The organism is Sorangium sp. So ce204, assembly GCF_051526795.1.
GTDB lineage: Bacteria > Myxococcota_A > Polyangia > Polyangiales > Polyangiaceae > Sorangium > Sorangium cellulosum_B.
In genome coordinates this window covers 12,024,124-12,048,024 of record NZ_CP150317.1, presented here as the reverse complement: position 1 = coordinate 12,048,024, position 23,901 = coordinate 12,024,124, and the positions used below count along the sequence as shown (strand labels likewise).

General features: G+C 71.1%; 19 protein-coding genes and 1 tRNA gene. 8 read left to right on the top strand and 12 right to left on the bottom strand.

Going from position 1 to position 23,901, the window contains the following annotated elements; all coding sequences use genetic code 11:
* Positions 1-9: 9 nt before the first annotated feature.
* The 3 genes from WMF22_RS45560 to WMF22_RS45550 all read right to left on the bottom strand — a co-directional run bounded on the left by WMF22_RS45560 (position 10) and on the right by WMF22_RS45550 (position 3,248).
* A complete protein-coding gene (locus WMF22_RS45560) occupies positions 10-768 on the bottom strand; it encodes a hypothetical protein (protein ID WP_438033807.1) in 759 nt (252 codons plus the stop codon).
* A 271-nt stretch (positions 769-1,039) separates the two neighbouring features.
* Complete coding sequence (locus WMF22_RS45555) at positions 1,040-2,089, bottom strand: WD40/YVTN/BNR-like repeat-containing protein (RefSeq protein ID WP_438033806.1); 1,050 nt, start codon at positions 2,087-2,089, stop codon at positions 1,040-1,042.
* Positions 2,090-2,141: 52 nt separating this feature from the next.
* Entirely contained in the window at positions 2,142-3,248 is a 1,107-nt protein-coding gene (locus WMF22_RS45550) for a hypothetical protein (RefSeq protein ID WP_437296084.1), read from the bottom strand.
* Between the two features lie 157 nt (positions 3,249-3,405).
* Between WMF22_RS45550 and WMF22_RS45545 the strand changes: the two genes are divergently transcribed.
* Positions 3,406-3,627: a hypothetical protein gene (locus tag WMF22_RS45545; RefSeq protein WP_437296083.1), complete on the top strand. Its 222-nt coding sequence runs from the start codon at positions 3,406-3,408 to the stop codon at positions 3,625-3,627.
* A 92-nt stretch (positions 3,628-3,719) separates the two neighbouring features.
* The gene (locus WMF22_RS45540; RefSeq protein ID WP_438033805.1) at positions 3,720-4,925 is read left to right on the top strand and encodes a protein kinase domain-containing protein; all 1,206 of its coding nucleotides are present in this window, start codon (positions 3,720-3,722) and stop codon (positions 4,923-4,925) included.
* A gap of 98 nt (positions 4,926-5,023) precedes the next feature.
* Here the strand turns inward: WMF22_RS45540 and WMF22_RS45535 are convergent, their stop codons facing one another.
* Positions 5,024-6,325 carry a citrate synthase gene (locus WMF22_RS45535; RefSeq protein WP_437296081.1) on the bottom strand — a complete coding sequence of 434 codons (1,302 nt, stop codon included), beginning with the start codon at positions 6,323-6,325 and terminating at the stop codon, positions 5,024-5,026.
* Between the two features lie 76 nt (positions 6,326-6,401).
* Here WMF22_RS45535 and WMF22_RS45530 point away from each other — a divergent pair, with 76 nt between their 5' ends.
* The gene (locus tag WMF22_RS45530; protein ID WP_231864534.1) at positions 6,402-7,073 is read left to right on the top strand and encodes a hypothetical protein; all 672 of its coding nucleotides are present in this window, start codon (positions 6,402-6,404) and stop codon (positions 7,071-7,073) included.
* Between the two features lie 89 nt (positions 7,074-7,162).
* Here WMF22_RS45530 and WMF22_RS45525 read toward each other — a convergent pair whose 3' ends face one another.
* The 6 genes from WMF22_RS45525 to WMF22_RS45500 form a co-directional block, all read right to left on the bottom strand.
* Positions 7,163-8,599 carry an ABC1 kinase family protein gene (locus WMF22_RS45525; RefSeq protein ID WP_438033804.1) on the bottom strand — a complete coding sequence of 479 codons (1,437 nt, stop codon included), beginning with the start codon at positions 8,597-8,599 and terminating at the stop codon, positions 7,163-7,165.
* Positions 8,600-8,754: 155 nt separating this feature from the next.
* A complete protein-coding gene (locus tag WMF22_RS45520) occupies positions 8,755-9,090 on the bottom strand; it encodes an HU family DNA-binding protein (protein WP_012240887.1) in 336 nt (111 codons plus the stop codon).
* A gap of 310 nt (positions 9,091-9,400) precedes the next feature.
* Positions 9,401-10,348 (bottom strand): NAD(+)/NADH kinase, encoded by a 948-nt coding sequence (locus WMF22_RS45515; protein ID WP_437296079.1) that lies wholly within the window; start codon positions 10,346-10,348, stop codon positions 9,401-9,403.
* Positions 10,348-11,010 carry an NUDIX hydrolase gene (locus WMF22_RS45510; RefSeq protein WP_438033803.1) on the bottom strand — a complete coding sequence of 221 codons (663 nt, stop codon included), beginning with the start codon at positions 11,008-11,010 and terminating at the stop codon, positions 10,348-10,350. The genes WMF22_RS45515 and WMF22_RS45510 overlap by 1 nt, the downstream gene beginning before the upstream one ends.
* Positions 11,011-11,112: 102 nt before the next feature.
* A complete protein-coding gene (locus WMF22_RS45505; protein ID WP_437296077.1) occupies positions 11,113-11,853 on the bottom strand; it encodes a CPBP family glutamic-type intramembrane protease in 741 nt (246 codons plus the stop codon).
* Positions 11,853-12,827, bottom strand: coding sequence for a decaprenyl-phosphate phosphoribosyltransferase (locus WMF22_RS45500; RefSeq protein WP_437296076.1), 975 nt, complete (start codon positions 12,825-12,827; stop codon positions 11,853-11,855). Before WMF22_RS45500 ends, WMF22_RS45505 begins: the two co-directional genes overlap by 1 nt.
* Positions 12,828-13,315: 488 nt before the next feature.
* On the opposite strand from WMF22_RS45500, the gene WMF22_RS45495 reads away from it, so the two are divergent.
* The 3 genes from WMF22_RS45495 to WMF22_RS45485 are packed head-to-tail and all read left to right on the top strand — an operon-like array spanning position 13,316 to position 17,683.
* Positions 13,316-14,281, top strand: a complete 966-nt coding sequence (locus WMF22_RS45495; protein WP_044967114.1) for an AAA family ATPase — start codon at positions 13,316-13,318, stop codon at positions 14,279-14,281.
* 10 nt (positions 14,282-14,291) lie between these two features.
* The gene (locus WMF22_RS45490) at positions 14,292-15,512 is read left to right on the top strand and encodes a DUF58 domain-containing protein (protein ID WP_437296075.1); all 1,221 of its coding nucleotides are present in this window, start codon (positions 14,292-14,294) and stop codon (positions 15,510-15,512) included.
* Positions 15,509-17,683: a transglutaminaseTgpA domain-containing protein gene (locus tag WMF22_RS45485; RefSeq protein WP_438033802.1), complete on the top strand. Its 2,175-nt coding sequence runs from the start codon at positions 15,509-15,511 to the stop codon at positions 17,681-17,683. Before WMF22_RS45490 ends, WMF22_RS45485 begins: the two co-directional genes overlap by 4 nt.
* A 35-nt stretch (positions 17,684-17,718) precedes the next feature.
* Here the strand turns inward: WMF22_RS45485 and WMF22_RS45480 are convergent, their stop codons facing one another.
* The gene (locus WMF22_RS45480; protein ID WP_437296073.1) at positions 17,719-19,707 is read right to left on the bottom strand and encodes a hypothetical protein; all 1,989 of its coding nucleotides are present in this window, start codon (positions 19,705-19,707) and stop codon (positions 17,719-17,721) included.
* 197 nt (positions 19,708-19,904) lie between these two features.
* On the opposite strand from WMF22_RS45480, the gene aspS reads away from it, so the two are divergent.
* On the top strand, positions 19,905-21,866 hold the full coding sequence (gene aspS / locus WMF22_RS45475) for an aspartate--tRNA ligase (RefSeq protein WP_438033801.1): 1,962 nt from the start codon (positions 19,905-19,907) through the stop codon (positions 21,864-21,866).
* 198 nt (positions 21,867-22,064) lie between these two features.
* The gene (locus WMF22_RS45470) at positions 22,065-23,450 is read left to right on the top strand and encodes a DUF4388 domain-containing protein (protein WP_437296071.1); all 1,386 of its coding nucleotides are present in this window, start codon (positions 22,065-22,067) and stop codon (positions 23,448-23,450) included.
* A gap of 238 nt (positions 23,451-23,688) precedes the next feature.
* On the opposite strand, the gene WMF22_RS45465 is transcribed toward WMF22_RS45470, so the two are convergent.
* Positions 23,689-23,775, bottom strand: a tRNA-Ser gene (locus WMF22_RS45465).
* Positions 23,776-23,901 lie beyond the last annotated feature (126 nt).

Sequence of the window (23,901 nt, the reverse complement as noted above, 5' to 3'; positions counted from 1 at the left end):
GGGCCCCGCTCAGGACCGCTTGCGGCGGCGCGCGGCGGCCACGCCCACGCCGGCGACGAGCGCCGCGAGCCCGGTGCCCGCGAACGGCGCCGAGGACGACCCCGGCGCGGCGGCGCAGGAGACGCTGGCCTCGGCCTCCGCCTCGGCGTGGAACTCCACCTCGACGCCCTGCGTGAGCAGCCAGTTCTTGCACTCCTCCATGCTGCCGGCGATGTCGACATACTGCCCGTTGCAGAACAGCGCGCCATCCGGCGTGGTGCACTGCACCTCGCACCCACCCCGGAGCTCGGACGTGCAGTTGAAGTTGCAGTCGAAGTTCGCGTCGACCTTGCACTCCCCCTCGCAGCTCGCCTCGCACTTCGCCTCGCACGAGGCGCTCGGCGGCGTCGCCTCGCAGCTCACGCTGCACTCGCCCTCGCAGCTCGACGAGCACGACGCCTCGCAGTCCGCCCGCGCGCCGGCATCGCTGCCCGCTTTCGCCTCGCACCTCGCCTCGCAATTCCCCGTGCAGCTCGCCTTGCAGCTTCCCTCGCAGTCCAGGCTCCCCGCGTTGCCGGTGCACTCGCCTTCGCAGGCCGCCTGGCACTGGCCCGTGCACGACGCCTGCACGCCGCCAGTGCACCGCCCGGAGCACTCCGCCTCGAAACGGACCGGCTCGCAGTAGCCTTCACAGCCGCCCTCGGTTCGAATCTCACACTCGCCGGCCGCCGCGAGCTGGAGGTTTCCACATGGATTGGGCTGGGCTGATGCGGAGGAAGCGATCAGCACAGGAACCGCAAAAGTAAACGCACTCACAAAAAGCTGAGCAATGGTCCGTCGCATGCCAATTCTCCTGGGTTCAGAGCGCGGGATCCGCGTGTGGTCTCCGCAGGTGTTGCAATCGGACGACCAGCGCCACCCTTTGAAGCATTTCCCAAGAAAAAAGTCTCGCTGGTCGTGACCGCTCGGCCACAGCGTATCTCCGAGTTCACGGTCCCATGATGCGCCATGCCACACGAAGGGCATGTCCGAGCAGGTGAGGACACCTGCGACGGGGTGATCAGCGGCTCACAGTGTCGGCGATTTGCCCTGTTCCGTAGCGCGCCACCACGCCCTTGCGGGCTCTGCCGGGTGTCGGCTGGCTAAGGAAGTCCCCGCCGACCGCCCAGAAGGCCCCTTCCTTGTCGGCCCAGACGGCGTGGAGATCGGCGTAGGGCTCCTCGGTGAACTCATCGATCCAGGCCCCGTCGACGAGGCGCTGCTTGAGCCCTCCATACCCGACGATCGCGACCTCCCCCGGGCGGCCGCAGGCGACGCCGTTCACGTCGTTCGTGAGCTCTATCTCGAGCCTGCGCCACGCCGCGCCGTCCGAGCGGAGCACGTCTCTCCCGCCGACCGCGTACACCTCTTCACGGCTGCAGCCGGCGGCGGTGAACAGGGTGCCCTGCGCGATCGGCGGATCGGATTGCACTTCCCAGGTCGAGCCCGAGCGGTGCCAGATCACGCCGAACTCGCCCACGGCGTAGAGATCCTCGGACGATTCGCCCCACACCTTGTAGAGCGCCCGGCCGGTCGCCGCCGGCAGCGGCTCTCGCGACCATGCGCTGCCGTCCCAGCGGAGGACGATGTCCTTCTCCGCGTCCGCGCCGCTGCCGGGCATGCCGCCGACCGCCCAGGCATCGTCGGGTGAAAACGCGATCACGCCCCACAGCGTCGCCTCCGTCCCCGTCGCGTGCTCGGTGAACGTCGCGCCGTCCCACCGCGCGGCGCGGCCGCGCTCGCCGACCATCCACACGTCCCGCGGACCGGAGCCGGCCACCCACCAGAAGGTCGTCTCCCCGCCCGCCGGGAGCTCGCGCCACCTCGCCCCGTCGTAGTGCAGGGCGAGCGCCTTTAGGCCCGTGTTGCCGAGCGGCCCCCCGACGGCGAACACGTCGTCGGGCGCCGTCCCCCAGATCGAGAGGACCGCGCGGTCGAGATCGTCTTCGTCGAGCAGCACGCGCCACGCCGCCGGCTCCTGCTCGGGCGGCCTCGCAGGATCGCCGGGGCAGCCGGCGAGGGCGACCGCGCCGAGCGCCGCCAGAGCCATGGAGTGAAAGCAGGTGCGCATGGGAGTGAAGGCCCGCCTGGAGAGGTCCTGCCGGCGCGCCGCCATGGAGGGCTCAGTTGCAGAACACGTCGTCCTGCTTCGGATAGTAATAGACGAAGATGTTGCAGTGCTCGTTCTTCTCGACGATCGGCCCGAACGTGTAGCAGCAATCGAGCGACTCTTCGGCGGTCCCGTTCTTGGACACGTCGTACTCGTCGAGGCCCTTGCACCCGACGGACGGATCCGGCTGCTGCCACTCGTAGGTGCATCCGTACCAGACGCCGCCGTTCGTCGGGAGCTCCCTGTCGAGCTCCGGCGAGATGAGCATCGGCGGGTCGTCCCACGCGTTCGATGTATAGAAGCGATCCGAGGCCGGAGGCGTGCCGATGGTCTTGCCGTCCCATGCATACATATCGAACCGCGTGCCTCGGCTGTGGAAATGGCCGTTGGCGCCGATGATCCTCACGGGAGAGGGGCTGTTGATCTGGCACGAGCCCTCGAACGTGGGTGTCGGGTTCGACTGACAGACACGGATCGACTGCTTGGTCGCGAAGACGGTGCCCATCTCGGCCTTGACCTCGGCGGCGGGCAGCGCCCAGAAGTTCACCCGGACGCGGCCGACCGCCTCGGGGGTCTTCTGCGACGTCGCGTTCACGTAATGCGTCTGCAGCATCAGCCACTCGTCGGGCGCGAGGACGTTCGCGACGCCCTCGGGGAACTCCCAGTCGACCTGGCCGTCCTGCTGCGAGTTCGCGATGAGCGGCCAGTCGGCCCAGTTGGGGCTCTTGAAGCACTCCCCCACCCCGTTCTGGTTCTTCTGGATGAGCCCGCCCTCCGGCCCCAGCCCCTTCACGGTCTTCACGCGGAAGATGTTCATGTGGTGCGAGCCGTCGCGCTGCGCGATCTGCACGCGGTGGAGGTTCACGGGCGCGGCCGGGTCCAGCCCGTTCGACGCGGCGAGCTCGCTGACCTTGAAGAAGTAGCAGTCCTGCTGCTCGACCCCCGCCGGCACCTCGGTCTCCTCGGTCTGCATCTGGAAGCCCTGGCCGACCGGCGGCACATCGAGCAGCGACTCGTCGACCGGCGCGGGCGTCTCGCCCCCGCCCCCGCCCCCGTCAACGCAGGCCACGATCCCCAGCACGACAGGAAGCAAACCAAGCGTCAGGCATCGAACGGCCATGAGTCCCTCCAGGCAATCGCGTCGCGATGAGGAGAGATATACACGGCTGCACAATTTCAGGGCGTTCGTGTCGCGCGGCGGGCAGGGTTCCGTCGGGCTCCGGGGCGTCGTGGCCGAGCGCTGGCCGGTGCTGCTAGGATGTGGGAGAGGTTCAACCATGGCGGCGCCCAAGAAATGCGGTCCACACACCGAGCTCGCCTCGAACGAGGCGACACGCATCACCCGGTGCGGGTGTGGCACCGTGCACGTGACACTCATCGGCCCTGGCGTGACGTTTCGCATGCCAGCGGACGCGTTCCGGGGCGTCGCCTCCGGGCTCAAGGCAGCGGCCGAGCGGCTTGACGACGACCCCCGTTTCGGCACGACCTCCATCAATTAGCTTGCGCGCCCGCAGCGGAGCGGCCTACCAGTGGCTTCGCCGCCGAGATCTCTCTCCTCGGATGGCCGCTGGTCTCAAAGAGGGCGCCTCTCGTGTACGACGACGACGCGGAGCACTGGGTCGGCAAGACGTTCGCCGGGACGTGGTGGATCGAGCGCGTGCTCGGCACCGGCGGCATGGGGAGCGTGCTGCTCGGGCGCGCGGCGGACGGCTCTCAGGTCGCGCTCAAGGTGCTGCACCCGGAGCTCAACGCGATCACGGAGGTGCGGAAGCGCTTCCTGCGCGAGGGGTTCATCGGCAACACGCTCGGCGGGGCGGACGCGGTGCCCGGCGTGGTGCGCGTGCTCGGCTCAGGCGAGACGCAGGAGGGCCTCGCCTACCTGACGATGGAGGCGCTCCAGGGCGAGACGCTCTTCGATCGGATGGCGCGCACCGGGACGATGCCGGCCGGCGAGGTGCTCGCGCTCGCGGACCAGGTGCTCGAGACGCTGGCGATCGCGCACGCGCGCGGCGTCGTGCACCGCGATCTCAAGCCCGAGAACATCCACCTCGGCAACGACGGGCGCGTGCGCATGCTCGACTTCGGCATCGCGCGCGTCGTCGACGGGCTCACCGGCCTGCCCGAGAAGACAGCGACCAAGACGGGCATGATCATGGGCACGGCGACGTACATGGCGCCGGAGCAAGCGACGGGGCTCATCCACGACATCGACGGGCGCACCGATCTCTTCGGGCTCGGGGCGACGATGTTCCGGCTGCTCGCGGGCCGACAGGTGCACGGCGAGGTGACGGAGGCCATGGAGGTCATCGCCGCCGCGACCGAGGCCGCGCCGCCGCTCGCCTCCGTCGCGCCCGGGATCTCGCCCGCCGTCGCGGCCGTCGTCGATCGCTCGCTGGCGTTCATCAAGTTCCATCGCTACCCGAACGCCGAGACCATGCGCGCGGACGTCCGCGCTGTACGCGCAGGCGCGCTGCCTCCCTATGCGCAGGCCGTCATCGAGGGGCGGATCCGCGCCGGCCAGCCGATCTCTCAGCCGGCGCCTCCGCTGCATGCCGGCGGTTCGCCGAGCGCGCGCCCGCAGCCGACCGTCGTGGAGCCGGCCGCGGCCCCTCGCCATTCACACTCGATGAGCCGACCGGAGCGAACGCTCGACGACAACCCGCCAGCGCCCTCCCGCGCCGGCGCGTCGCTCTCGCAGCTCTCGACGGGCAAGCTGCTCCTGCTCGTCGGCGGCGCCTCGCTCATCACGGGCGTCATCGTGGCGGTGATCGTCGTGCTGCTGGTGTTCAGCCGCTGAGGGGCCGCGAGCGCGCGCGCCGAGGGCGAGGGCGCGCTCGTCGAAGTGAGGGGATCGTCGGTGGAAGGCGCCGGCGGGGCCGCTGGGCCCCGCCGCGGTCACTCGCGCTCGTCGAGCGGCGTGTAGTCGACGGCGTTCTCGCCGGTGTAGATCTGCCGCGGACGGCCGATCTTGCCGGTCGGGTCGTCGTTCATCTCCTTCCAGTGGGCGATCCAGCCGGGGAGGCGCCCGAGCGCGAACATGACGGTGAACATGTTCGTGGGGAAGCCGAGCGCGCGGTAGATGATGCCGCTGTAGAAGTCGACGTTCGGGTAGAGCTTCCGCTCGACGAAGTACGGATCCTTCAGCGCGGTCTCCTCGAGGCGCTGCGCGATGTCGAGCAGCGGATCCTTGATGCCGAGCTTCGCCAGGATCTTGTCGGCGGCCGCCTTGATGAGGACGGCGCGCGGATCGTAGTTCTTGTACACGCGGTGGCCGAAGCCCATCAGGCGGAAGTTCGAGGTCTTGTCCTTCGCGAGCTTGACGAACTTCGAGACGTCGCCGCCGTCCGCGCGGATCGCCTCGAGCATCGTCACGACCTCCTGGTTCGCGCCGCCGTGGAGCGGGCCCCAGAGCGCGCAGATGCCCGCGGCGACCGAGGCGAAGAGGTTCGCCTTCGAGCTCCCGACGAGGCGCACCGTCGACGTCGAGCAGTTCTGCTCGTGATCGGCGTGCAGGATCAGGAGCAGGTTCAGCACCTTCACGATGTCCTCGTCGATCTCGTACGGCTCCGCCGGGACCGAGAACATCATGTTCAGGAAGTTCGCACAGTACGAGAGCGAGTTGTGCGGGTAGACGAACGGCTGGCCGATCGACTTCTTGTACGAGAACGCCGCGATCGTGCGCACCTTGGAGAGCAGCCTCGCGATGGTGATGTCGAGGTGCTCGGTGTTCTTCACGTCGATCGCTTCCGGGTAGTAGCTCGACAGGGAGAGCACCATCGCGGACAGGATCGCCATGGGGTGCGCCGTCGACGGGTAGCCGTCGAAGAAGCGCTTCATGTCCTCGTGGATCAGCGAGTGCCGGGTGAGCAGCGTCGAGAACCGGGACAGCTCGCTCTTGCTCGGCAGCTTGCCGTAGATGAGGAGGTACGAGGTCTCCACGAAGGTCGACTTCTCGCCGAGCTGCTCGATCGGGATGCCGCGGTAGCGGAGGATGCCCTTCTCCCCATCGAGGAACGTGATGGAGCTCGTGGTCGAGGCCGTATTGACGAAGGCCGGGTCGATGCAAACGTACCCGGTCTTCGAACGAAGGGACGCGACGTCGATCGCCTTCTCCCCTTCGGTGCCCGTGATCACAGGCAACTCGATCGTCTGCTCCCCACCGTTCTTCTTCAGCGTTAACTTCGCGGTCTCCTGCACGCCTCCTCCTTCCGCCGCAGCGCGGCGTAAGCTATCACGGGCCGAGGGAAGAATGCTTCCCCGAGAAAATGAGGTGATGCATTTGAGCGAGCCGGTCGTGCGGGGGGAGCTGGCCCACCACCCGGAGGCGCCTCGGTTTGCGGCCGAGGTGCGGCGAGTCCACGGGCGTTACGCCGACGAGGTTGTCGCTCGCTACCGGCTCTGCCCGTTCATGCGCGACGCTGCAACCGGATTCGGACGCTTTTACGTCCTGCTCGATCGCGAGCCCGTCCTGGAGACGGCGCTGGCGGTCATGGAGGAGGCCGACTCCGCGGTGGTGCACCTGGTTTTCCCGTGCATCCATGCTCCGTCGCCCCAGTTCGAGCGCTTCGCGTCGCGCCTGGGTGAACAGCTGCGGCGGCGCTTCAGCCCCGCGCCGGTGCTGGCCGCGTTCCACCCCGAGATGGCGGGGGACGAGACGAACTCGCACCGGCTCGTCGGTCTCCTCCGACACGCGCCAGATCCGTTTGTACAAACGATTCCAGAGGGGCTGAACCATACTGGGACCGTCCTCGCAGGGGCAGGCGTCGAGCCTGCGGTCGACCCGGCCGAGGACAATTACCGACGCCTTGAAGGGGCAGGGATCGCCGCAGTCAAGATGAGGCTCGCGGAGATCATGGCTGATCGGGACTCGAGTTATGCGCCCTTCCTCGCGCAGCTCGGGCTCACCCGCCCCGGCCCGCGCTTCAGCCCGCTCCCGACACGGTAGCGAACGGGCGAAGAGCGCAAATGAAACACCCGTGAAACGCGCGCGAAACACGCGTTGAGCGTGGTGTGAGCGTGGTGAGGGCCCTCGGCTCACTCCGCGGGCGAGCGGCGCGGCGCCGGGTCTGACCCGTCGGAGCCGGAGCCGGTCTTGGCCTCGCGCTGCGCCATCAGCGGCATCAGGTACGGGAAGCCGGCCGCCATCGTATCGAGGTGAGGATCGATCTGGGCGGCCAGCCAGAAGAGGAGCACGCAAGCGCGCTCGACATAGAACCAGTCCTCCGGGTACTCGAACGACCGCATCAGCTCCTGGAGCTCACCGCGCTCCAGCTCGGGGTCCGCGAGCCGCTCCAGCTGCTCGGGGCGGGCGCGCATCAGCGCCGCCGGCGTGCGATCCCGGATCTTGAGCAGCTTCGCGAAGTAGGTCTTCACGGTCCTCTCGAGGAGCGCGTCGTTGCCCCCCGGCGCGACGAAGCCCATCCTCCGGAAGCCGCGCACGACGGCCGCGTCGTCCTGCGCGAAGATGCCCTTCAGGATGTCGAGCAGCCCGTCGATGAGCTCGTCCCGGGCCTCGCAGCTCGCGCCGAAGTCGAGGACGACGAGGCGAAAGCCGCCGCCCTCCTCCGCGGGCCGCGCGGCGACAAGGAAGTTCCCCGGGTGCGGATCGGCGTGGAAGAAGCGATCCGCGAAGAGCATCTTGTAGAAGGCCTGCACGAGCCTGAGCGCGACGTCCGAGGGATCGACGCCCGCGCTCCGGAGCGCGTCGAGGCGGGTGATCTTGATGCCTTCCATGAAGGTCATCGTGAGCACGTCGCGCGTCGTGAGCTCGTGGATGACCTCCGGGAACGCGATGCCCGCGTCCCCCTCGAAGTTCTGCGCCATCCGCTCCATGCACGCGGCCTCGTGCAGGTAGTCGGTCTCCCGGCGGAGCAGATCGACCAGCGACTCGTGCACCCGCTCGATGTGCCCCACCGGGACGAACCGCTTGTAGACGAGGATCGCGAGGCGCAGGACGCGCAGGTCGACGGCGATGATCCCGCGGATGCCGGGGTAGAGGAACTTGACCGCGACCTTGCGGCCGTCGCGGAGGCGCGCGACGTGGACCTGCCCCAGCGACGCGGCCGCGAGCGGCGCGCGCTCGATCGACGCGAACAGCTCGCCCGCGGAGCGGCCGAAGCTCGCGCGCAGCGCGGCCTCGAGATCGCTGAACGGGTGCGGCGGCACCTGGTCCTGGAGCTGCTCGAGCTCCTTGCCGTAAGCGCGAGGCAAGAAGCCGCCCATGATGGACAGCACCTGGCCGAGCTTGATGAAGACGCCCCGCAGCTGGAGCATGACGCGCAGCAGGCGCCGGGCGTTGTTCTGATCGACGCGGGCGCGGCGCGCGACGAGCCAGCGAGGCGGCTCACCCGCGGGCGAGCCGCGCCCGAGGCGCCTCGCGAACACCCGCACGAGCCCCAATTGAATGAGGTAGCTCGTCAGGATGACCGAGAACGCGAGCAGCGCGCGGAAGAGTCGGACGGCGAGCGTCATGTGCGGCAAAGCAGCCGCACCATGCTACCGCAGGGGCCGCGCGGGGCCAGCGGTGCTCGCCCTCGCCCTCGCCCTTCAGCGACGGGTGAATCCGGGCGAGGGGGCCGCCGCGGACCTCCGCCGCGCAGCGGAGCCCTCCGGCGAGCCGGGCAGGCTCAGGAGAGCGAGTCCTTGATCGCCTTGATGGGGCGGGCGCGGACCGACTTGCTGGCCGGCTTGGCCGCGAACGTCATCGGCTGCTTCGTGAAGGGGTTGATCCCCTCGCGCGCCTTCGTCGCGGGCTTCTTGACGACGCGGAACTTCGCGAAGCCGGGCATCGTGAAGATGCCGTTCTTCTTGAGCTCCTTGTACGCGATGTCGGTCAGCGACTCGAGGATCGCCTTGACCTGCTTGCGCGAGATCTCGTTCTCGTTGGCCTCGACCACCGCGTTGATCAGCGCGCTCTTGCTGAGCGACGTGCTCTTCTTCCCATCCGCCTTCTTGGCCGCCATGTTCATTCCTCCTGAGGTTTGTGCCCTCTTGCGGGCCAAAGGAACCACAACGGCCGCCGCAGATCCAGTGTCGAATCGTCGATCGGAGCTACAAAAGAAGGGGTTTCATGCCCCGGGGGGCGCGCCGCTCCGCCGGGAGGAGGGCCGGGGGGCCCTGGGGCGGGCCGTCAAATCCGCGGGAAAACAGCTCAAATAGACCCTTCTTCAGGCCTCGCGCGCCCGCCGCGAGGGAGGTTGCACGCCGGGCGCTCGACGTAGGAGATCACCCGAACCCCTTCCGTTGAAGGCGATCCTGGTCGCCCGGGCGGCCCTAGCGGCGGCTCGCCGCCGAGCCCGCGCCCCACTTCCTCTTGGCGGAGAGGCCCAGGATCGTCAGCGACTGGGGCGCCTGCGTGAACTCGATGACGTCGCCGAAGCCGACGCTGACCGAGTGGATCGGCCCGTCGAAGAAGAGCTTCGCGTCGTGCGTCTTGCTGCGCACGACGAGCGAGGCGCCCGGCTGGATCAGGGCGTGGCGGAGGCGGTACTCCTCGCCGTGGGGGGTGTAGGGCTCGCGGACGACGAGCTGGAGCCGCTTCGACGTGAGCGGCAGGACGCGCCCGCCCGCGGAGCGCTGCGCGGCCGTGGACCCGGCCGCAGGGCCGATCCAGAAGCCGCTCGACTTCTGCTCCTCCTCGGCCCGGCCGAGCCGGAGCACGTAACGCGACGTGGCCGCGGGGGAGACGTGGCAGAAGAGCGCGTCGTTCAGGACGCGCCCCGTGGCGAGCTTGTCGTTCACCGTGACCTGCATGCGGGTGAGCACGGTGCTGCGGAGCGAGCCGCTCAGCGCCCCCGCGATCGCGTCGGCCGCGTCGCGGCTCGTCGCGCCGCAGAAGAAGCCGACGGAGTGGCCCGGCGCGCTGTTGATGCCGAGGATCGGCACGTCGCCGACGTTGTGGGACGCGCTGAGGAGCGTGCCGTCGCCGCCGACCGTGATCACGAGGTCGAGCTCGCCCGCGTCGAAGGACTGCGCCGCGCTGGCGACGACGTCGATCTGCACCCCGAGGTCGTCGAGCGCCGCCTTGACCTCGCGCACGGTCTGCTCGTGCGCGTCGTGCGACGCCTTGAGGCGCGCGACAGCGGAGTCGCCGGCCTCGATGAGCCGCGTGATGCGCGGGTCCTTCCGCTCCTCGCGGTAAATCTTCCAGGCGGAGCGCTTCACGACGAGCGCGACGCGGGGCGGACGCCGCGGCGCGGGCGCGGGGGATCGTTCCGCCATCAGAGCTCCGCGAGGCGCCGGAGCGCCACCTCCGTCTTCGCGTCCTCGATCACGCCGCGCCGGGTGAGCTCGATCGCCTCGTCGAGCGGGACCGCCGCGATGGCCGCGAACCGCTCGAGGGGAGAGCCGTCCTCGAGCGGCGTCCCCTGGCGAGCCGGGTCGACCTCGACATGAAAGAAGAAGTGCCGCTCGCCCACCATGCCCGGCGTCGGGAACGTCGACGGGCCGAGCGGGTGGAGGTCCGACGGAGGCACGTCGAAGCCGACCTCCTCGAGCAGCTCGCGCGCGGCGGAGCGCTTCAGGCCCTCCGGGCTCCGCTCGTCGAGCTCGACGAGCCCGGCGGGCAGCTCCCAGATCGCGCCGAGCGTCGGCGCCTCCGGGATGGGCCACGCCTCGGGCGGGCGGGTCGCGGCCGGAGGCCGGAACGCCGAGCGGAGGAAGACGTGGCGGCGCCCGTCCGCGCCGCGGTAGTGCGGGGCGATCACCACCGCGTCGAGGCGCGCGCGATCGACGCTGTCGTAGGTGAACGGGTCGCTCAGCGAGCCGTCCGGGAACTCGACGCGGAACACCTGGCGTCGCACGTTGAGGAAACCAGGGCCGTCGAGCGAGGGGATCGCCCGGACCAGCTTGAGAGCGAGCTTCGGGAAGGGAGGTAGCCGCATGCGTCGAGGCGCAAAGCATAGCGCCAAACGGCCGCCGATCGCGATGTGCCTCGTTCCCGCGCCCGGCGCGCGCTCGCCCCCGCGCTCGGGGCGGCCTCGGGCTCAGCGGAGCACGAGGACCCAGACGTCGTAGAGCGCGTGGGTCCAGACGGCCGGCGCGAAGCCGCGGAAGACGTAGATCGCCGTGAGGACGAGCCCGCACACCATGCGGAACACGAAGGAGGGGAGGTTCCAGGGATCGCCCAGGGACCCGACATAGTGCCAGCCGGAGAAGACGGCGGCGGCCACGACCGCCCAGCCGACCATCAGGACCACCCCCTGGACCCCCCTGCCGAAGAAGAACTTGATCCCGAGCGCGCCCAGCCCGTAGAGGCCGACGCGGAAGGCGATCTCCTCGTAGAAGCCCGCGCCGAGCGACATCACGACCCCGGTGAAGATGTCGTTCGACGCGGCGGGCGGGCCGAGCCGGAGGGAGCCGACGACGTAGGCGCCGGCGAAGCGCATCAGGATGGCGTAGAGCGCGCCCTCGGCGGCGAGCAGCGCGAAGCGCCTCGTCTGGAGGGCGTGGCCGCGGCCGAGGATGGAAAGGACGAGGACGAACGCGGCCCCGACGGCGACGGTGAGGCCCGCGTAGAGCGGCAGGCTGTGCTTGGCCAGCGCGCGGAGCTCGGCGGTGACCGGATCCGCCGCGTTGCGGATGGGGAGGAAGGCGACGCCGAGGTGATAGAGGACGAAGATCGGCATCGTCAGCGCGAGATCGGTCAGCGCATCGCTCTTCGCGGTGGGCTTGGCGCCGGCAGGGGCCGCCCCCGGCCGGGCGAGCTCCGGTCCGGCGCCGAGCATCAGGACGGCCTCAGGCGGTACACGATCACCAGCACCTCGGCCGACCACATGACGACGTTCAGGACGAAGGGCGTATCCCGGAGGATCTCCTGGGTGGGGCTCTCCGACCTCGCGCTTCCGGCCACGAGCTGGAGGAACCGGATCCCGCCGAAGAGCGGGTGAATCGCCGTGAGCCAGAGGTACGGGTTCTGGAAGAACCGCTGCGTGTCGTGGTCGAGCGTGTACGCCAGGTAGGTGGCGAAGGTGGCGAGGCCCGTCACGGCGAGCGCCGCCGTCAGGGCGGAAGGCGAGTAGCCGTCGAGCGCCGCGCGCTGCTTCGAGGCGTTGACCGAGGCGAGCTCGTGGCGGCGCTTGCCGAAGCCGAGGAAGAGCGCGAGCAGCGCGGTGCAGGCGATCATGAAGCCGGAGAGCGGCGTCCTCGTCGCGAAGCCGCCCGCGAGCACGCGCAGCACGAAGAAGATCGCGATGCAGCCGACGTCGAGGTAGGCGATCTTCTTGAGCCGGAACGAGTAGGCGACGTTGAGGACGTAGTAGCTGGCGGCGACGACCGCGAAGAGCGGCGGGCCGAGCAGGCTCGCGCCGAGCGCGATGACCGCGAGGCCGACCGCCATCGCCTTGGCGACCGGGATGGGCACGCGGCCCGAGGCGATCGGCCGGAAGCGCTTGACCGGGTGGACCCGATCGGCCTCGACGTCGACGATGTCGTTCAGGATGTAGACGGCGCCGGCGAGCAGGCAGAAGATCGCGAAGGCCCCGATCGCGCTCATGATGATCGAGGGGTGGGTCAGGTGCTTGGCGAACACCACGGGGGCGAGGACGAAGAGGTTCTTCACCCACTGGTGGGGCCGCATCGCGCGGACCATCCCGCGCACACGCCAGAGCAGCGTCCCCCTCGGCGAGTCGGGCAACAGGGGCGGCTGCGCTATCAAGCCGCCCGAGGGGGGCCCGCTCTCCGGCGGACGGGAGCTCGGCACGCCGGCGCTCCGCGGCCGCGACGACGGAGGCTTGCCGGCGGGGACGGAGCTCACCGGAGCGGGCGAGCCGCCCTGCTCGGCAGACGCCGGCGCGTCCGGCGCACCCGCATCCGGGCGAGCCTCGGCGCCGGGCGCCTCCTGTTCAGGGAAGCCTGCGGCACTGTTGCGAAAAAAAGGCCCCGAGGCGGTCACGGCGCGCGGAGCATACCCGGGCGCCCAGGTCCCGGCCATTCCGCGGCAAGTTAAAAGCACGGGGCGCCGGCGCCCGAGACCGACGAAACCGGCGAAACCGAGCGCCAGCAGCGGCGCCGAAGCCCCGCCAGGCCACGAACCGGGAAGAACGTGGCGCAGCGCACCCGGGCCGGCGGCCACGCCGCGAGGTCGCGAATCTGCCTTCGCACCCGCCAGCCCGGCTCGTGGAACGCAAGTGGAACGCGAAATGCGCATCCCCGCAGGCGCGCCGTGACCTCGTGCTACCATCGCCCCCGATGACATCAGCGCTCTCGGTCGCGCGTGAAGCTTCGCCTCTTCTCCTGAAGCTTCGCTCTGCCGTGGAGCAGGCCCTCGAAGGGAAGCCAGAGGCGGTCGAGCTGGCGCTCATCGCGCTGCTCGCCCGGGGCCATGTCCTCATCGAGGACGTGCCCGGCGTCGGCAAGACGACGCTGGCCCGAGCGCTGGCCAAGGCCGTGGGGGGCGAGCTCCGTCGCGTTCAGTTCACCAGCGATCTCCTGCCGAGCGACGTGCTCGGGGTCAGCGTCTTCGACCAGCGGCTCGGGCAGTTCGTCTTCCGGCAGGGGCCGATCTTCGCGAACGTGCTGCTCGCCGACGAGATCAACCGGGCGAGCCCCCGGACGCAGTCGGCGCTGCTCGAGGCGATGAACGAGGGGCAGGTGTCCATCGAGGGGACGGCGACGCCGCTGCCGTACCCCTTCTTCGTGCTCGCGACCCAGAACCCGCAGGATTTCGCGGGCACGTTCCCGCTGCCGGAGTCGCAGCTCGACCGGTTCATGGTGCGGATCCGGATCGGGTACCCGCCGCCGCAGGTGGAGATGCGGCTGCTCCTCCAGGGCGGCGAGCCCGACCGGGCGCGGAACGTGCCGCAGATCATCGATCCGGCCCAGCTCGTCGCCCTGCAGCGCGAGGTCGATCGCGTCGAGCTCGACTCGTCGCTCGCGACCTACCTCCAGGCGGTGCTCACGGCCACGCGGTCGAGCCCGACCCTCTCGCTGGGCGCATCGCCGCGCGCCGGCATGAACCTGGCGCGCGCGGCCCGGGGGCGCGCGGTCCTCTACGGACGCTCGTACTGTATCGCGGACGACATCCACAACCTTGCGGTGGCCGTGCTGGCGCACCGGGTCCGGCTCTCGGCCCACGCGGAGGGCTACATGCCGACCCGCGACGAGTGTGAGGCGGCGGTGCGCGACCTCGTGGCGCGGGTGCCGGTCCCCCTCTGAGGGGTGGGCGATGGGCGCAGAGGACAGGGAGCGGGGATCTCTCAGCGGCAGCTCCCGCGGCGCCGAGCGCGCCGGCGCAGCGGCGCGGAGCGCCGTCCGGCCGAGCAAGCCGAGGCGCGAAAGACCGCTTGTCGAGCAGCGCCCGCTGCTGCCCCCGCGCGGGGACAACGCGTCGTTCTGGACGAGGGTCCTGCTCTTCCTGAGGCCGCCCCGGAAGCTCAAGTTCACCCGGGAAGGAAAGTACTACCTCGGGATCACGCTGGGCGTCGGCTTCGCGGCGATCAACACGGGCAACAACCTCCTCTACCTGCTGCTCGGGATGCTGCTGTCGCTGATCGTCGTCTCCGGCGTGATGAGCGACCTGTCGCTGCAGCACCTCACGGTGACCCGGCGGCTCCCGGCCCGCGCCCAGGTGGGCCGGGCTCACCTCGTCGAGATCGAGGTCTACAACCACAAGAAGCGCGTGCCGTCGTACGCGATCGAGGTCGAGGATCTGCGCGCCGGCCAGCCGGCCGACAAGCGCTGCTTCTTCCTGAAGATCAGCCCCTCCAGCGCGCAGGTGGCCGCCTACCGGCGGACGCCGGCGAGGCGCGGCCGCGACCGGCACACCGGGTTCCGCATCGCGACCCGCTTTCCCTTCGGGCTGTTCGAGAAATCGAGGGAGGTCGAGGCCGAGGGCGACCTCATCATCTACCCCGCTGTCGATCCGGTCCGGCTCCCCGTCGAGGACGCGGGCCGGCGCGAGGGCGGCGCGAGCCTCAGCGGGCGCGGGGGCGGCGACGAGACCTTCGGCCTCCGGCCGATGCGCGAGGGGGACGATCCGCGCGACATCTACTGGAAGAAGAGCACGATGCGCGATCAGCTGGTGCTGCGCGAGCGCACCCGCGAGACGCGGCCGGACGTGCAGATCGTCATCGACACGGTGCGCCCCGCCGGGGAGGGCGACGCGTTCGCGCCGGCCTTCGAGCGCAGGATCCGCGAGGCGGCGTCGCGCGCCGTCGCCCACATCAAGCGCGGCGACGCCGTGGTCGTCGCGACGACGCTGGGCGAGCGGGTGCGCGGCGATCGCAACATCGGCTCCGACGCGATCCTCCGCTTCCTGGCGCTGCTCGATGCGGTCGACGACGGCCGGGCGCCCGAGCGCGGCGCCCGCGCGCCGCTGCGCCAGGGATCGAGCCCGAGCCCGGGCAGCGGTGAGCGCCGCGCCGGCGCGCCGAGGAGCGCGTCGTGAGGTTCGGGATGGTGCACCGGGTGATGACCGACGCGCTCGCGGCGCTCGGCGTCATCGCCCTCGTCGCGAGCGGGCAGTTCAACCGCTACGTGAGCTGGGCGATCCTCATCTGCCTCGGGCTCGCGCTCGTCGTGCGCGAATCGTGGCAGCGGCACCCGGCGCTGCGCCACCTCGACACGGGCATCCTGCTGGCCGTCATCGCCGTCCAGGTGGTCCGCATCGTCGCCACCGACGCGAGCGTGCTCGACGTGCTCGTGGAGTTCGCCGCCGCGCTGCAGATCATCCGGCTCGCGACGCGCAAAGGGGCGGCGCACGACCAGCAGGTCATCGTGCTCGCGCTGCTGCACCTCATCGCCGGGACCGTCCTCGGCGGCGGCATCGGCTACGGGCTGTGCTTCCTGGGGGTGCTCGTCGTCGCCCCAGGCGCGCTCGTGCTCAGCCACCTGCGGCGCGAGGTCGAGGGCAACTACCGGCAGGGGGCGCGCGACAGGACGGGCCTGCCCGTGGACGTGCCGCGCATCCTGCGCTCGAGGCGGGTCGTCGGGCGCTCGTTCCTGGCCGTCACCTGCCTGCTCTCGGTCCCGATCTTCGCCTTCACCGCGGTCCTGTTCGTGATCTTCCCGCGCGTCGGCCTCTCGCTGCTCCTGCTCAACCGCGGCCACACCGGGCGGATGATCGGCTTCTCGGGCAAGGTCGACCTCGGCGCGGTCGGCGTGCTGCGCAGCGACCCCAAGCTGGCGATGCGGGTCGAGATCCCCGAGCTCCCGGAGCCGCCGCCCCCGCGCCTCACCATGCACCTGCGCGGCACCGCGCTCGACGCGTACGACGGCCGCACCTGGACCCAGAGCGAGACGTTCAAGCGCCCCACGGAGAGCGACGGGGGGCTCGTGCCGATCGAGCGGTACCCGGACCCGGCGGTCGACCCGGTGATGCGCATCGATCTCGAGCCGATCGATCCGCCCGTGATCTTCCTCCCGCCGAACGCGACGGGGCTCCGGCTCAAGCACCGCGGGCAGCTCGGGGTCGACCCAGGCACGATGGCCCACCGCGGGCCGGAGGGGGAGCTCAGGTACCAGCCCACGGACGAGCGCGGGCTGGTCTACGACGTCTTCCTGTCGCGGAAGCGGGCGCCGACCTTCCAGCGCCTCCCGGGCGCCGAGCGGAGGCGCTACCTGGCGCTCCCGAGGGATCTGCCGTCGCGCGTCGTCGATCTCGCGCAACAGTGGACGCAAGGCGTGGATCGTCCGGCCGATCGGGCGCGGGCGATCCAGGAGCACCTGCGCGCGGAGTACCGGTACGACCTTGCGTCGCCGTCAGGCGCGGACCCGCAGCCGCTCGATCATTTCCTGTTCGAGTCGAAGCGCGGGCACTGCGAGTTCTACTCGACCGCGATGGCCATCCTGCTGCGCGCGGTGGACGTCCCGACGCGCAACGTGACCGGCTTCGTCGGCGGCACCTACAACCGCTTCGGCCGGTTCTATGCGGTGCGCCAGGGCGACGCCCACTCGTGGGTCGAGGTGTACCTCGACGGCGAGGGGTGGATGACGTTCGACCCGACGCCGCCGGCCGACGCGGCGCCAAAGAGCGAGCTGGTCGGGGCCTGGGCGTACCTCCGCGATTTCATCGAGGCGACGAGCCAGCGCTGGGACAGGCACGTCGTCGGCTACGACCTGAACCAGCAGGTGGGCCTGCTCCAGACGCTGACGTCACGCTACCGGAGGTCCGGATCGCGCAGCGACCTCTCGCTGTCGCGCCCGCGGATCCTCGCCGTCGCCGCCGTCGCGCTCGCGCTGGGCGGCGGCGTGCTCTACTGGCGCCTCCGCCGCACGCGCCGCGGGCGCGAGGAGCGCCGCGCGGACGCCGGGCGCACCCCGAGCGCGATCCTGGCGACGGCGCTCTACGAGAGCCTGGAGGCCGCCATGCTCGTCCAGGGCGTGCCGCGCCCGCCCAGCCTGCCGCCGCTGCGCCACGCCGAGGCGCTGGAGCTCGCGGAGCACCCGCTGGCGCGCGAGATCCTGACGCTCACGCAGGTCTACCTGCGCGCCCGCTTCGGTGGGGCGACGCTCTCGGAGGACGACAGCCGCGACTTCGAGCGGCGGGTCAAGGCCCTGCGCGGGGCGGAGCGGCGAGCGCGCGCCGCGGGCGAGAGCGGGCTGGCCGCGTCGCCCTGATCGCGGCCGGGGAGCGGGAAGACGCGCGGAGCGCATCAACGGCGGCGCAAAGGTCGCTTCGCGATGAACGCCTGCCGGATGCCGGCGACGGCGCGGCGGCTCGGGCCGCCGGAGATGAACGGATCCTGGGGCGCGAGCTCGCCCAGCCGGTCGAGGAACGACTGCGCCACGACGCGCTCGCCGAGCAGGCTCACGACGTCCGACTGGCTTCGCATCGTGGACGCGAGGACGGCCGCCGTCGACGTGTCCGGCACCGCGGCGATCGAGAGCGACTCCAGCACGCGCCTGAGCGGCACGATCGACTGCGCCGTCGCCAGCTTGCGATCCGAGGCGCCGAGCGGCTGCGGGGCGTACTCGAGCCAGATGCCGGCGACGTTCAGGTGGGCGAGCAGCTTCTTCGACCAGCGCGGATCGAGCTCCACGTGGAGCGGCCGGACGTCGGCCAGCGTGGAGAGGGCGAACTCGCCGGGCTCGCCCGCGAGCGCGAAGTCGCGCAGGAGCGGCGCGAGCTTGCGCTCGTCGGCGAGCAGGCTCCCGGCGACGTGGCCGCGATCGAGCAGCGGGATCGGGACCACGAGGACATCCGGCCGCTCGCCGCGCGTGATCCGCGCCGCCCACACCCGCCACGTGATCGCCGGGGATCGCACGAGGATCGCGGACCCGGGATCGAGGCTCCCGTACGCCTCGTCCGTCCAGACCTCGGCGGCCGTCTGCTCGCTCCGATCGGCGGCGAAGCCTGCCTCCTCGCTCGTCAGCGCGACGAGCGTCAGCTGGAAGACGACGAGCAGCGCCGCGCCGCTCCGCGAGAACGGCACGCGCGTGTGGAGCAGCGCCCGCACCGCGGCGTGCGCGCCGAGCGCCGAGCCGACGGCGATCGCCGCGACAGCGAGCGAGCGCAGGGGGGTGAGCGGATCCGCGGAGAGCACGCCGGCGGCCCGCGCGGGCAGGAGCGTGTCGAGCGCGAGCAGGACGAGGAAGGGCGCGACGAGCCACCGCGCGCGCGGGCGCAGGAGCGAGAGCGAGAGCCCTGCCGCGGCGATGAGCAGGGAGACGACGCCGATCTCGCGGCTCCACGCGGCGAGCGCCGTGGTGCGGGCGCTCGCGACGTCGAGGGCGGCGAGGCTGCCGGCCGTGAGCGCGCGGCCGATGTCGGCCCAGGCGCGCGGCGCGAGCGGCCTGAGCACGAGCGGCGCGAGCAGGAGCGCGGCCGTGAGCGCCCCCGCGCCGGCGGCGGCGCCCAGCATGCGCCGGGGCGGGCCGCCGACCGGGGCCTCGTCGGGGCGCCCGCCCGCGCGCTGGGCGCCGCCGCGCGCGAGGAACATCGCGTACGACGCCGCGAGAGCGGCGAGGCCAGCGGGGGGGCTCTCGGCGAACGTCGCCCCGAGGAGCGCGCCGAGCGCGATCCACGCGCGCCCGGCGTGCCGCGCCTGCTCGGCGCACGTCGACGCGAGCGCGAGCGTCACGAGCGCGCAGCAGGTGGCGATCATGGCGCCGCCGCCGACCGTCGCCTCGCGCTGCCAGGTCGGCGACAGGGCCGCCGTGAGGACGGCGATCGCGGAGAGCACCGAGGCGAGCCGCGGGCTCACGGCGCCGCCGGGCGCGTCCGGCGCGGCGGGCGCGGCGGGCGTAGATCGCGCGCCGGCGGGGGTCGGCTCGGCTGCGCCGCCGCGGAGCTTGCGCCAGAGCGAGAGCCCCGGGAGGGGCGCCGGCCGCGCGGACTCCAGGAGGAGGTGGCGCACCATCCCGTAGAGCAGGTGCGACGCGAGCGCGAGCGCGAGCGCCGATCCGAGGGCGGTGCGGAACGTGCGGGAGCCCAGCGGGAGCAGGCTGAGCGCCTGGGAGAGCGCCGTCGACAGGCCGCCGCCCACGCCGACCGCGACGAGGCCGAGATCCCGGACGGCCGTGAGATCTTCCCGCCATTGCCCGGAAGAGGCGGCGCGGGCCAGCGACAGCCCGAAGGGCAGCGCGGCCGACAGCAAGGCGAGCGACCGATCGAGCCAGCAGCGTTTCTCTCCGGAGCCCACCGAGCGGCCATGCCAGATCGGCCGCGGCCGGGCCAAGTTCCGGCGCACCCCGGCGCCGCGCGCGGTTCGGCGGCGGCGCGGCGCGCGCGGCGCCGATCCGCCGCCGAACCGCGCGCGGGGCGCGGAGGATACGGAGAGGCGGTGAGCGGCGACCTGGGCTAGAGTCGCCCCTCCCACGGAAAATCGGAGGTCGTCTCGTGTCCCGTTTCATCGATGAGCTCAAGAGGACGCACCGCTGCGGCGATCTGCGCGAGGCGGACATTGGCAAGGAGGTCGTGCTGTTCGGCTGGGTCGCGCGGCGCCGCGATCACGGCGGCTGCATCTTCATCGACCTCCGCGACCGCACCGGCGTGACGCAGATCGTCTTCGATCGCAGCTACCTCGAGGCGATCAGGAAGCACGGCCTGAAGGCGGAGGAGAAGGACCTCGTCGACGCGCACGCCTCCGCGGAGCGCGCCCGGTCCGAGTGGGTCATCGGCGTCCGGGGCGTCGTGGTGAGCCGCGAAGGCAACGTGAACGACAAGATCGACACGGGGGCCATCGAGGTCTGGGTCGCCGAGGCGACGATCTTCAACAGGGCGGAGACGCCGCCGTTCGAGATCGCGGACGAGATCGAGACGCGCGAGGAGATCCGCCTGCAGCACCGGTACCTCGACCTGCGCCGCGCCCCGCTCCAGCGGGCGCTGCGGATGCGCCACGAGATCAACCGGGCGACGCGCAATTACCTGTCGGACAAGGGCTGCCTCGAGCTCGAGACGCCCTTCCTCGTGAAGTACACGCCGGGCGGGGCGCGCAACTTCCTCGTCCCCTCGAGGATCTCGGCCGGCAAGTTCTACGCGCTCGCCGAGAGCCCGCAGCTCTACAAGCAGCTCTTCATGGTCGCGGGCTTCGACCGGTACTTCCAGATCGTGAAGTGCTTCCGGGACGAGGACCTGCGCATCGACCGGCAGCCGGAGTTCACCCAGATCGACGTCGAGCTGTCGTTCGTGAACCAGGACGACGTCTTCGGGCTGATGGAGGGGCTCGTCTTCGCGGTGTTCAAGGCCGCCCTCGGCAAGGACCTCACCGAGCTCTACCCGACCGGCCGCTTCCCGCGCATGCCGTACGCCGAGTCGATGCGCCGCTTCGGCAACGACAAGCCCGACCTCCGCTTCGGGATCGAGCACACCGACCTCACGGACCTCATCATCGAGCACAACGGCGGCGGGGTGCCGTTCTGGGTCGAGCTCGCCGAGAAGTTCAAGTCCGGCAAGCTGCGGCGCGACCTGCCGGCCGAGATCGTGAAGGGGCTCGTGATCCCGGCGAGCGCCAACCTGTCCCGCCAGCAGACCGAGGACCTGGAGAAAGGGCTCCGCGACGTGAAGGGCTTCCGCGGCCTCGCGCGCGCCAAGCTCGCCGAGGACGGCTCGTGGACGCAGTCGCCGCTCACGAAGTCGATCACGCCGGAGCTCCGGCAGAAGCTGAACGAGGCGCTCGGCGCCAAGCCGGGCGACGTCCTCTGCTTCCAGTTCGGCAAGGAAGCCGTCGTGCACACCGTGATGGCGAAGCTCCGCATCGACGTCGCGAAGAAGATGGGGCTCATCCCGGAGTACGGGCATGGGGACCAGTGGAGGTTCCTCTGGGTGACGAACCCACCTCTGTTCGAGTTCGACGAGGACACGGGGCGCTGGGCCGCCGCGCACCACGCGTTCACGCGGCCGATCGACGAGCACGTCGCGCTCCTCGAGAGCGATCCGGCGCGCGTCGAGTGTTACCGTTACGATCTCGTGCTGAACGGGTTCGAGATCGGCGGCGGCTCGATCCGGCTGCACGATCCCGAGGTGCAGGCGCGCGTCTTCAAGACGCTGGGCATCGACGAGAGCGACGCGCGCGACAAGTTCGGGTTCCTCCTGGACGCGCTCCGCAGCGGGGCGCCTCCGCACGGCGGCATCGCGCTCGGCATGGACCGGCTCGCGATGCTGCTCAGCGGCGCGCCGACGCTCAGGGACGTCATCCCGTTCCCGAAGACCAACCAGGGCACCGATCAGATGACGGGCGCGCCCGTGATCGTCGACGCCGCGCAGCTCGCCGAGCTCCACGTGAAGACGGCGGTCGCGGCCGCGGACACCCGGGCGGACACCAGGCAAGGCGCGGCGGGCACCGGCAGCGCCGGCGCCTGATGCCAGCCCGGCGCGCGCGGGATGGGCTGATGCACCTCCGGCGGCGGCGGTGAGGCGGCGCGGCGGGCCCCTCGCCGCTCGCGCGCGCCGCCGCGACCGCGCTCGGTGTGCTCTGCCTCGCCGCGCGTGGCCGTCCGCGTTGGCCTTTATGTTTGCAGGCCGCGCACTTCTGGTAGGGTAGGGCCTGTATCCTTCGCCATGGCCTCCCCGGCGCGAGTCCTCGTTGTCGATGACAGCCCGACCATCCTGAAGGTCGTCAGCGCCATCCTCGCTCGCAATGGGTTCGACCCGACCGTGGCGCGCGACGGGCTCGCGGGGATCGAGCTGGTCAAGAAGGGGCCGAAATACGACCTCGTCCTCCTCGATTTCGTGATGCCGAGGATGAACGGCTACGCCTTCTGCCGGGAGCTCCGCTCGAACCCGTCGCACCGCAACGTGCCCGTGGTCCTGATGAGCGCCAAGGGCGACAAGCTCCGGGGGCAGTTCGTCCAGCAGACCGGCGCCGTCGACGCGATCACCAAGCCGTTCGACGCGCGCGCGCTGGTCGCGGTGATCGAGGGCGCGCTCTCGAAGGCGGCGGAGGGGCGCGCGCGGCCCGTGCCCGAGGGCGCGAAGATGCCCGACGAGGACACGATCGCCGAGAGCGTGCGGCCGAGCCTCCTCGCCAGGAACATGCGCCAGCGCGCCGGCGCGGAGTTCGCGCAGCAGCTGTCGACGGTGATGACGCCGGTGATCATGAGCCTCTCGCCCGAGGCGCGGGTCAACGAGGCCGCGGTGATGCAGGCGGTCGCCCGCGTGATGACGAGCGAGGTCGTCTCCAGGCTGACCCTGACGCTCCGCGACCTCGACGACACGCCCGCGGACGCGAAGGAGGTGATGAGCGGCGACGTCTCCGCGATCCCGCTCGCCGAGATCCTCCAGCTGCTCCAGATGCAGCGGCAGACGGGCGTGATGCGGGTGACCACGAACCGCGCGTCGGTCACGATCTCGCTCCGCCAGGGGCTCATCGATCTGGTCCAGGCGCGCAACTCGTCGGACGAGTTCAAGCTGGGCCGCTACTTCATCGAGCGCGGGCTCCTGACGCGGGAGCGGCTCGAGGCGCTGCTCCGCGCGAAGCGGCCGCACGCCCTGCTCGGCCAGGTGCTCGTGGAGGCCGGCGTCGCGACGAACGACGACCTCATCGCCGTGCTGGAGCGGCAGTCGAGCGAGCTCATCTACGAGGTGCTGCGCTGGCCCTACGGGCGCTTCTCGTTCACGCGCGAGCCGTTCCGCCCCGAGGTCGAGCAGGCGCACCTCGGCCTCCCGGTGTCCGCGCTGGTCCTCGAGGGGTTCCGGCGCGTCGACGAGTGGCGGCTCATGGAGGGGACGATCAACTTCGACCAGGTGGTGGTCGTCGACCAGGTCGCGCTCGACGGCGTGGGCTCCGGCAAGCTGACGCGCATCGAGCAGCTCGTGCTCGGCGCGGTCAACGGCTCGCGCACGGTGAACGAGGTGATCAAGGAGAGCGCGGTCGGCTCGTTCGACGCGATCAAGACGATCTACCAGTTCCTCCAGTCGCGGGTGCTGAGGACCAGGGCGGCCTGAGCGCGGCGGCCGCGAGGGCCACGCGGTCCCGCGTGAGGCCCGCGTGAGGCCCGCGTGAGGCCCGCGTGAGGCCCGCGTGAGGCCGCGACGACCGCCCACGCGCTGCTCGCCGCGGCGGCGCGCTCGAGCGCGCCCTGCACAGCCAGCGGGTCGTCTGGTTGTGCACGCGTTCTGCTCGCGTTGTGTTCGCGGTGCTCAGGCCGCCGCACGACGGGCGTAGCGCTGAGCGTTCTCGCGGCGGAGAGGGCGGGATTCGAACCCGCGGATCAGTTTCCCGATCGCACGCTTAGCAAGCGTGTGCCTTCAGCCACTCGGCCACCTCTCCTGGTATCCAGGATGGTCCACCCGCCCCGTGCTCGGCGCAGGAGCAGCGCGGACCTCGATGCATGACGATAGAAAGAACGCTGGCTCGTCCGACGCTCGTCGCGGCGGCGAGGGAGCGGCAACATAC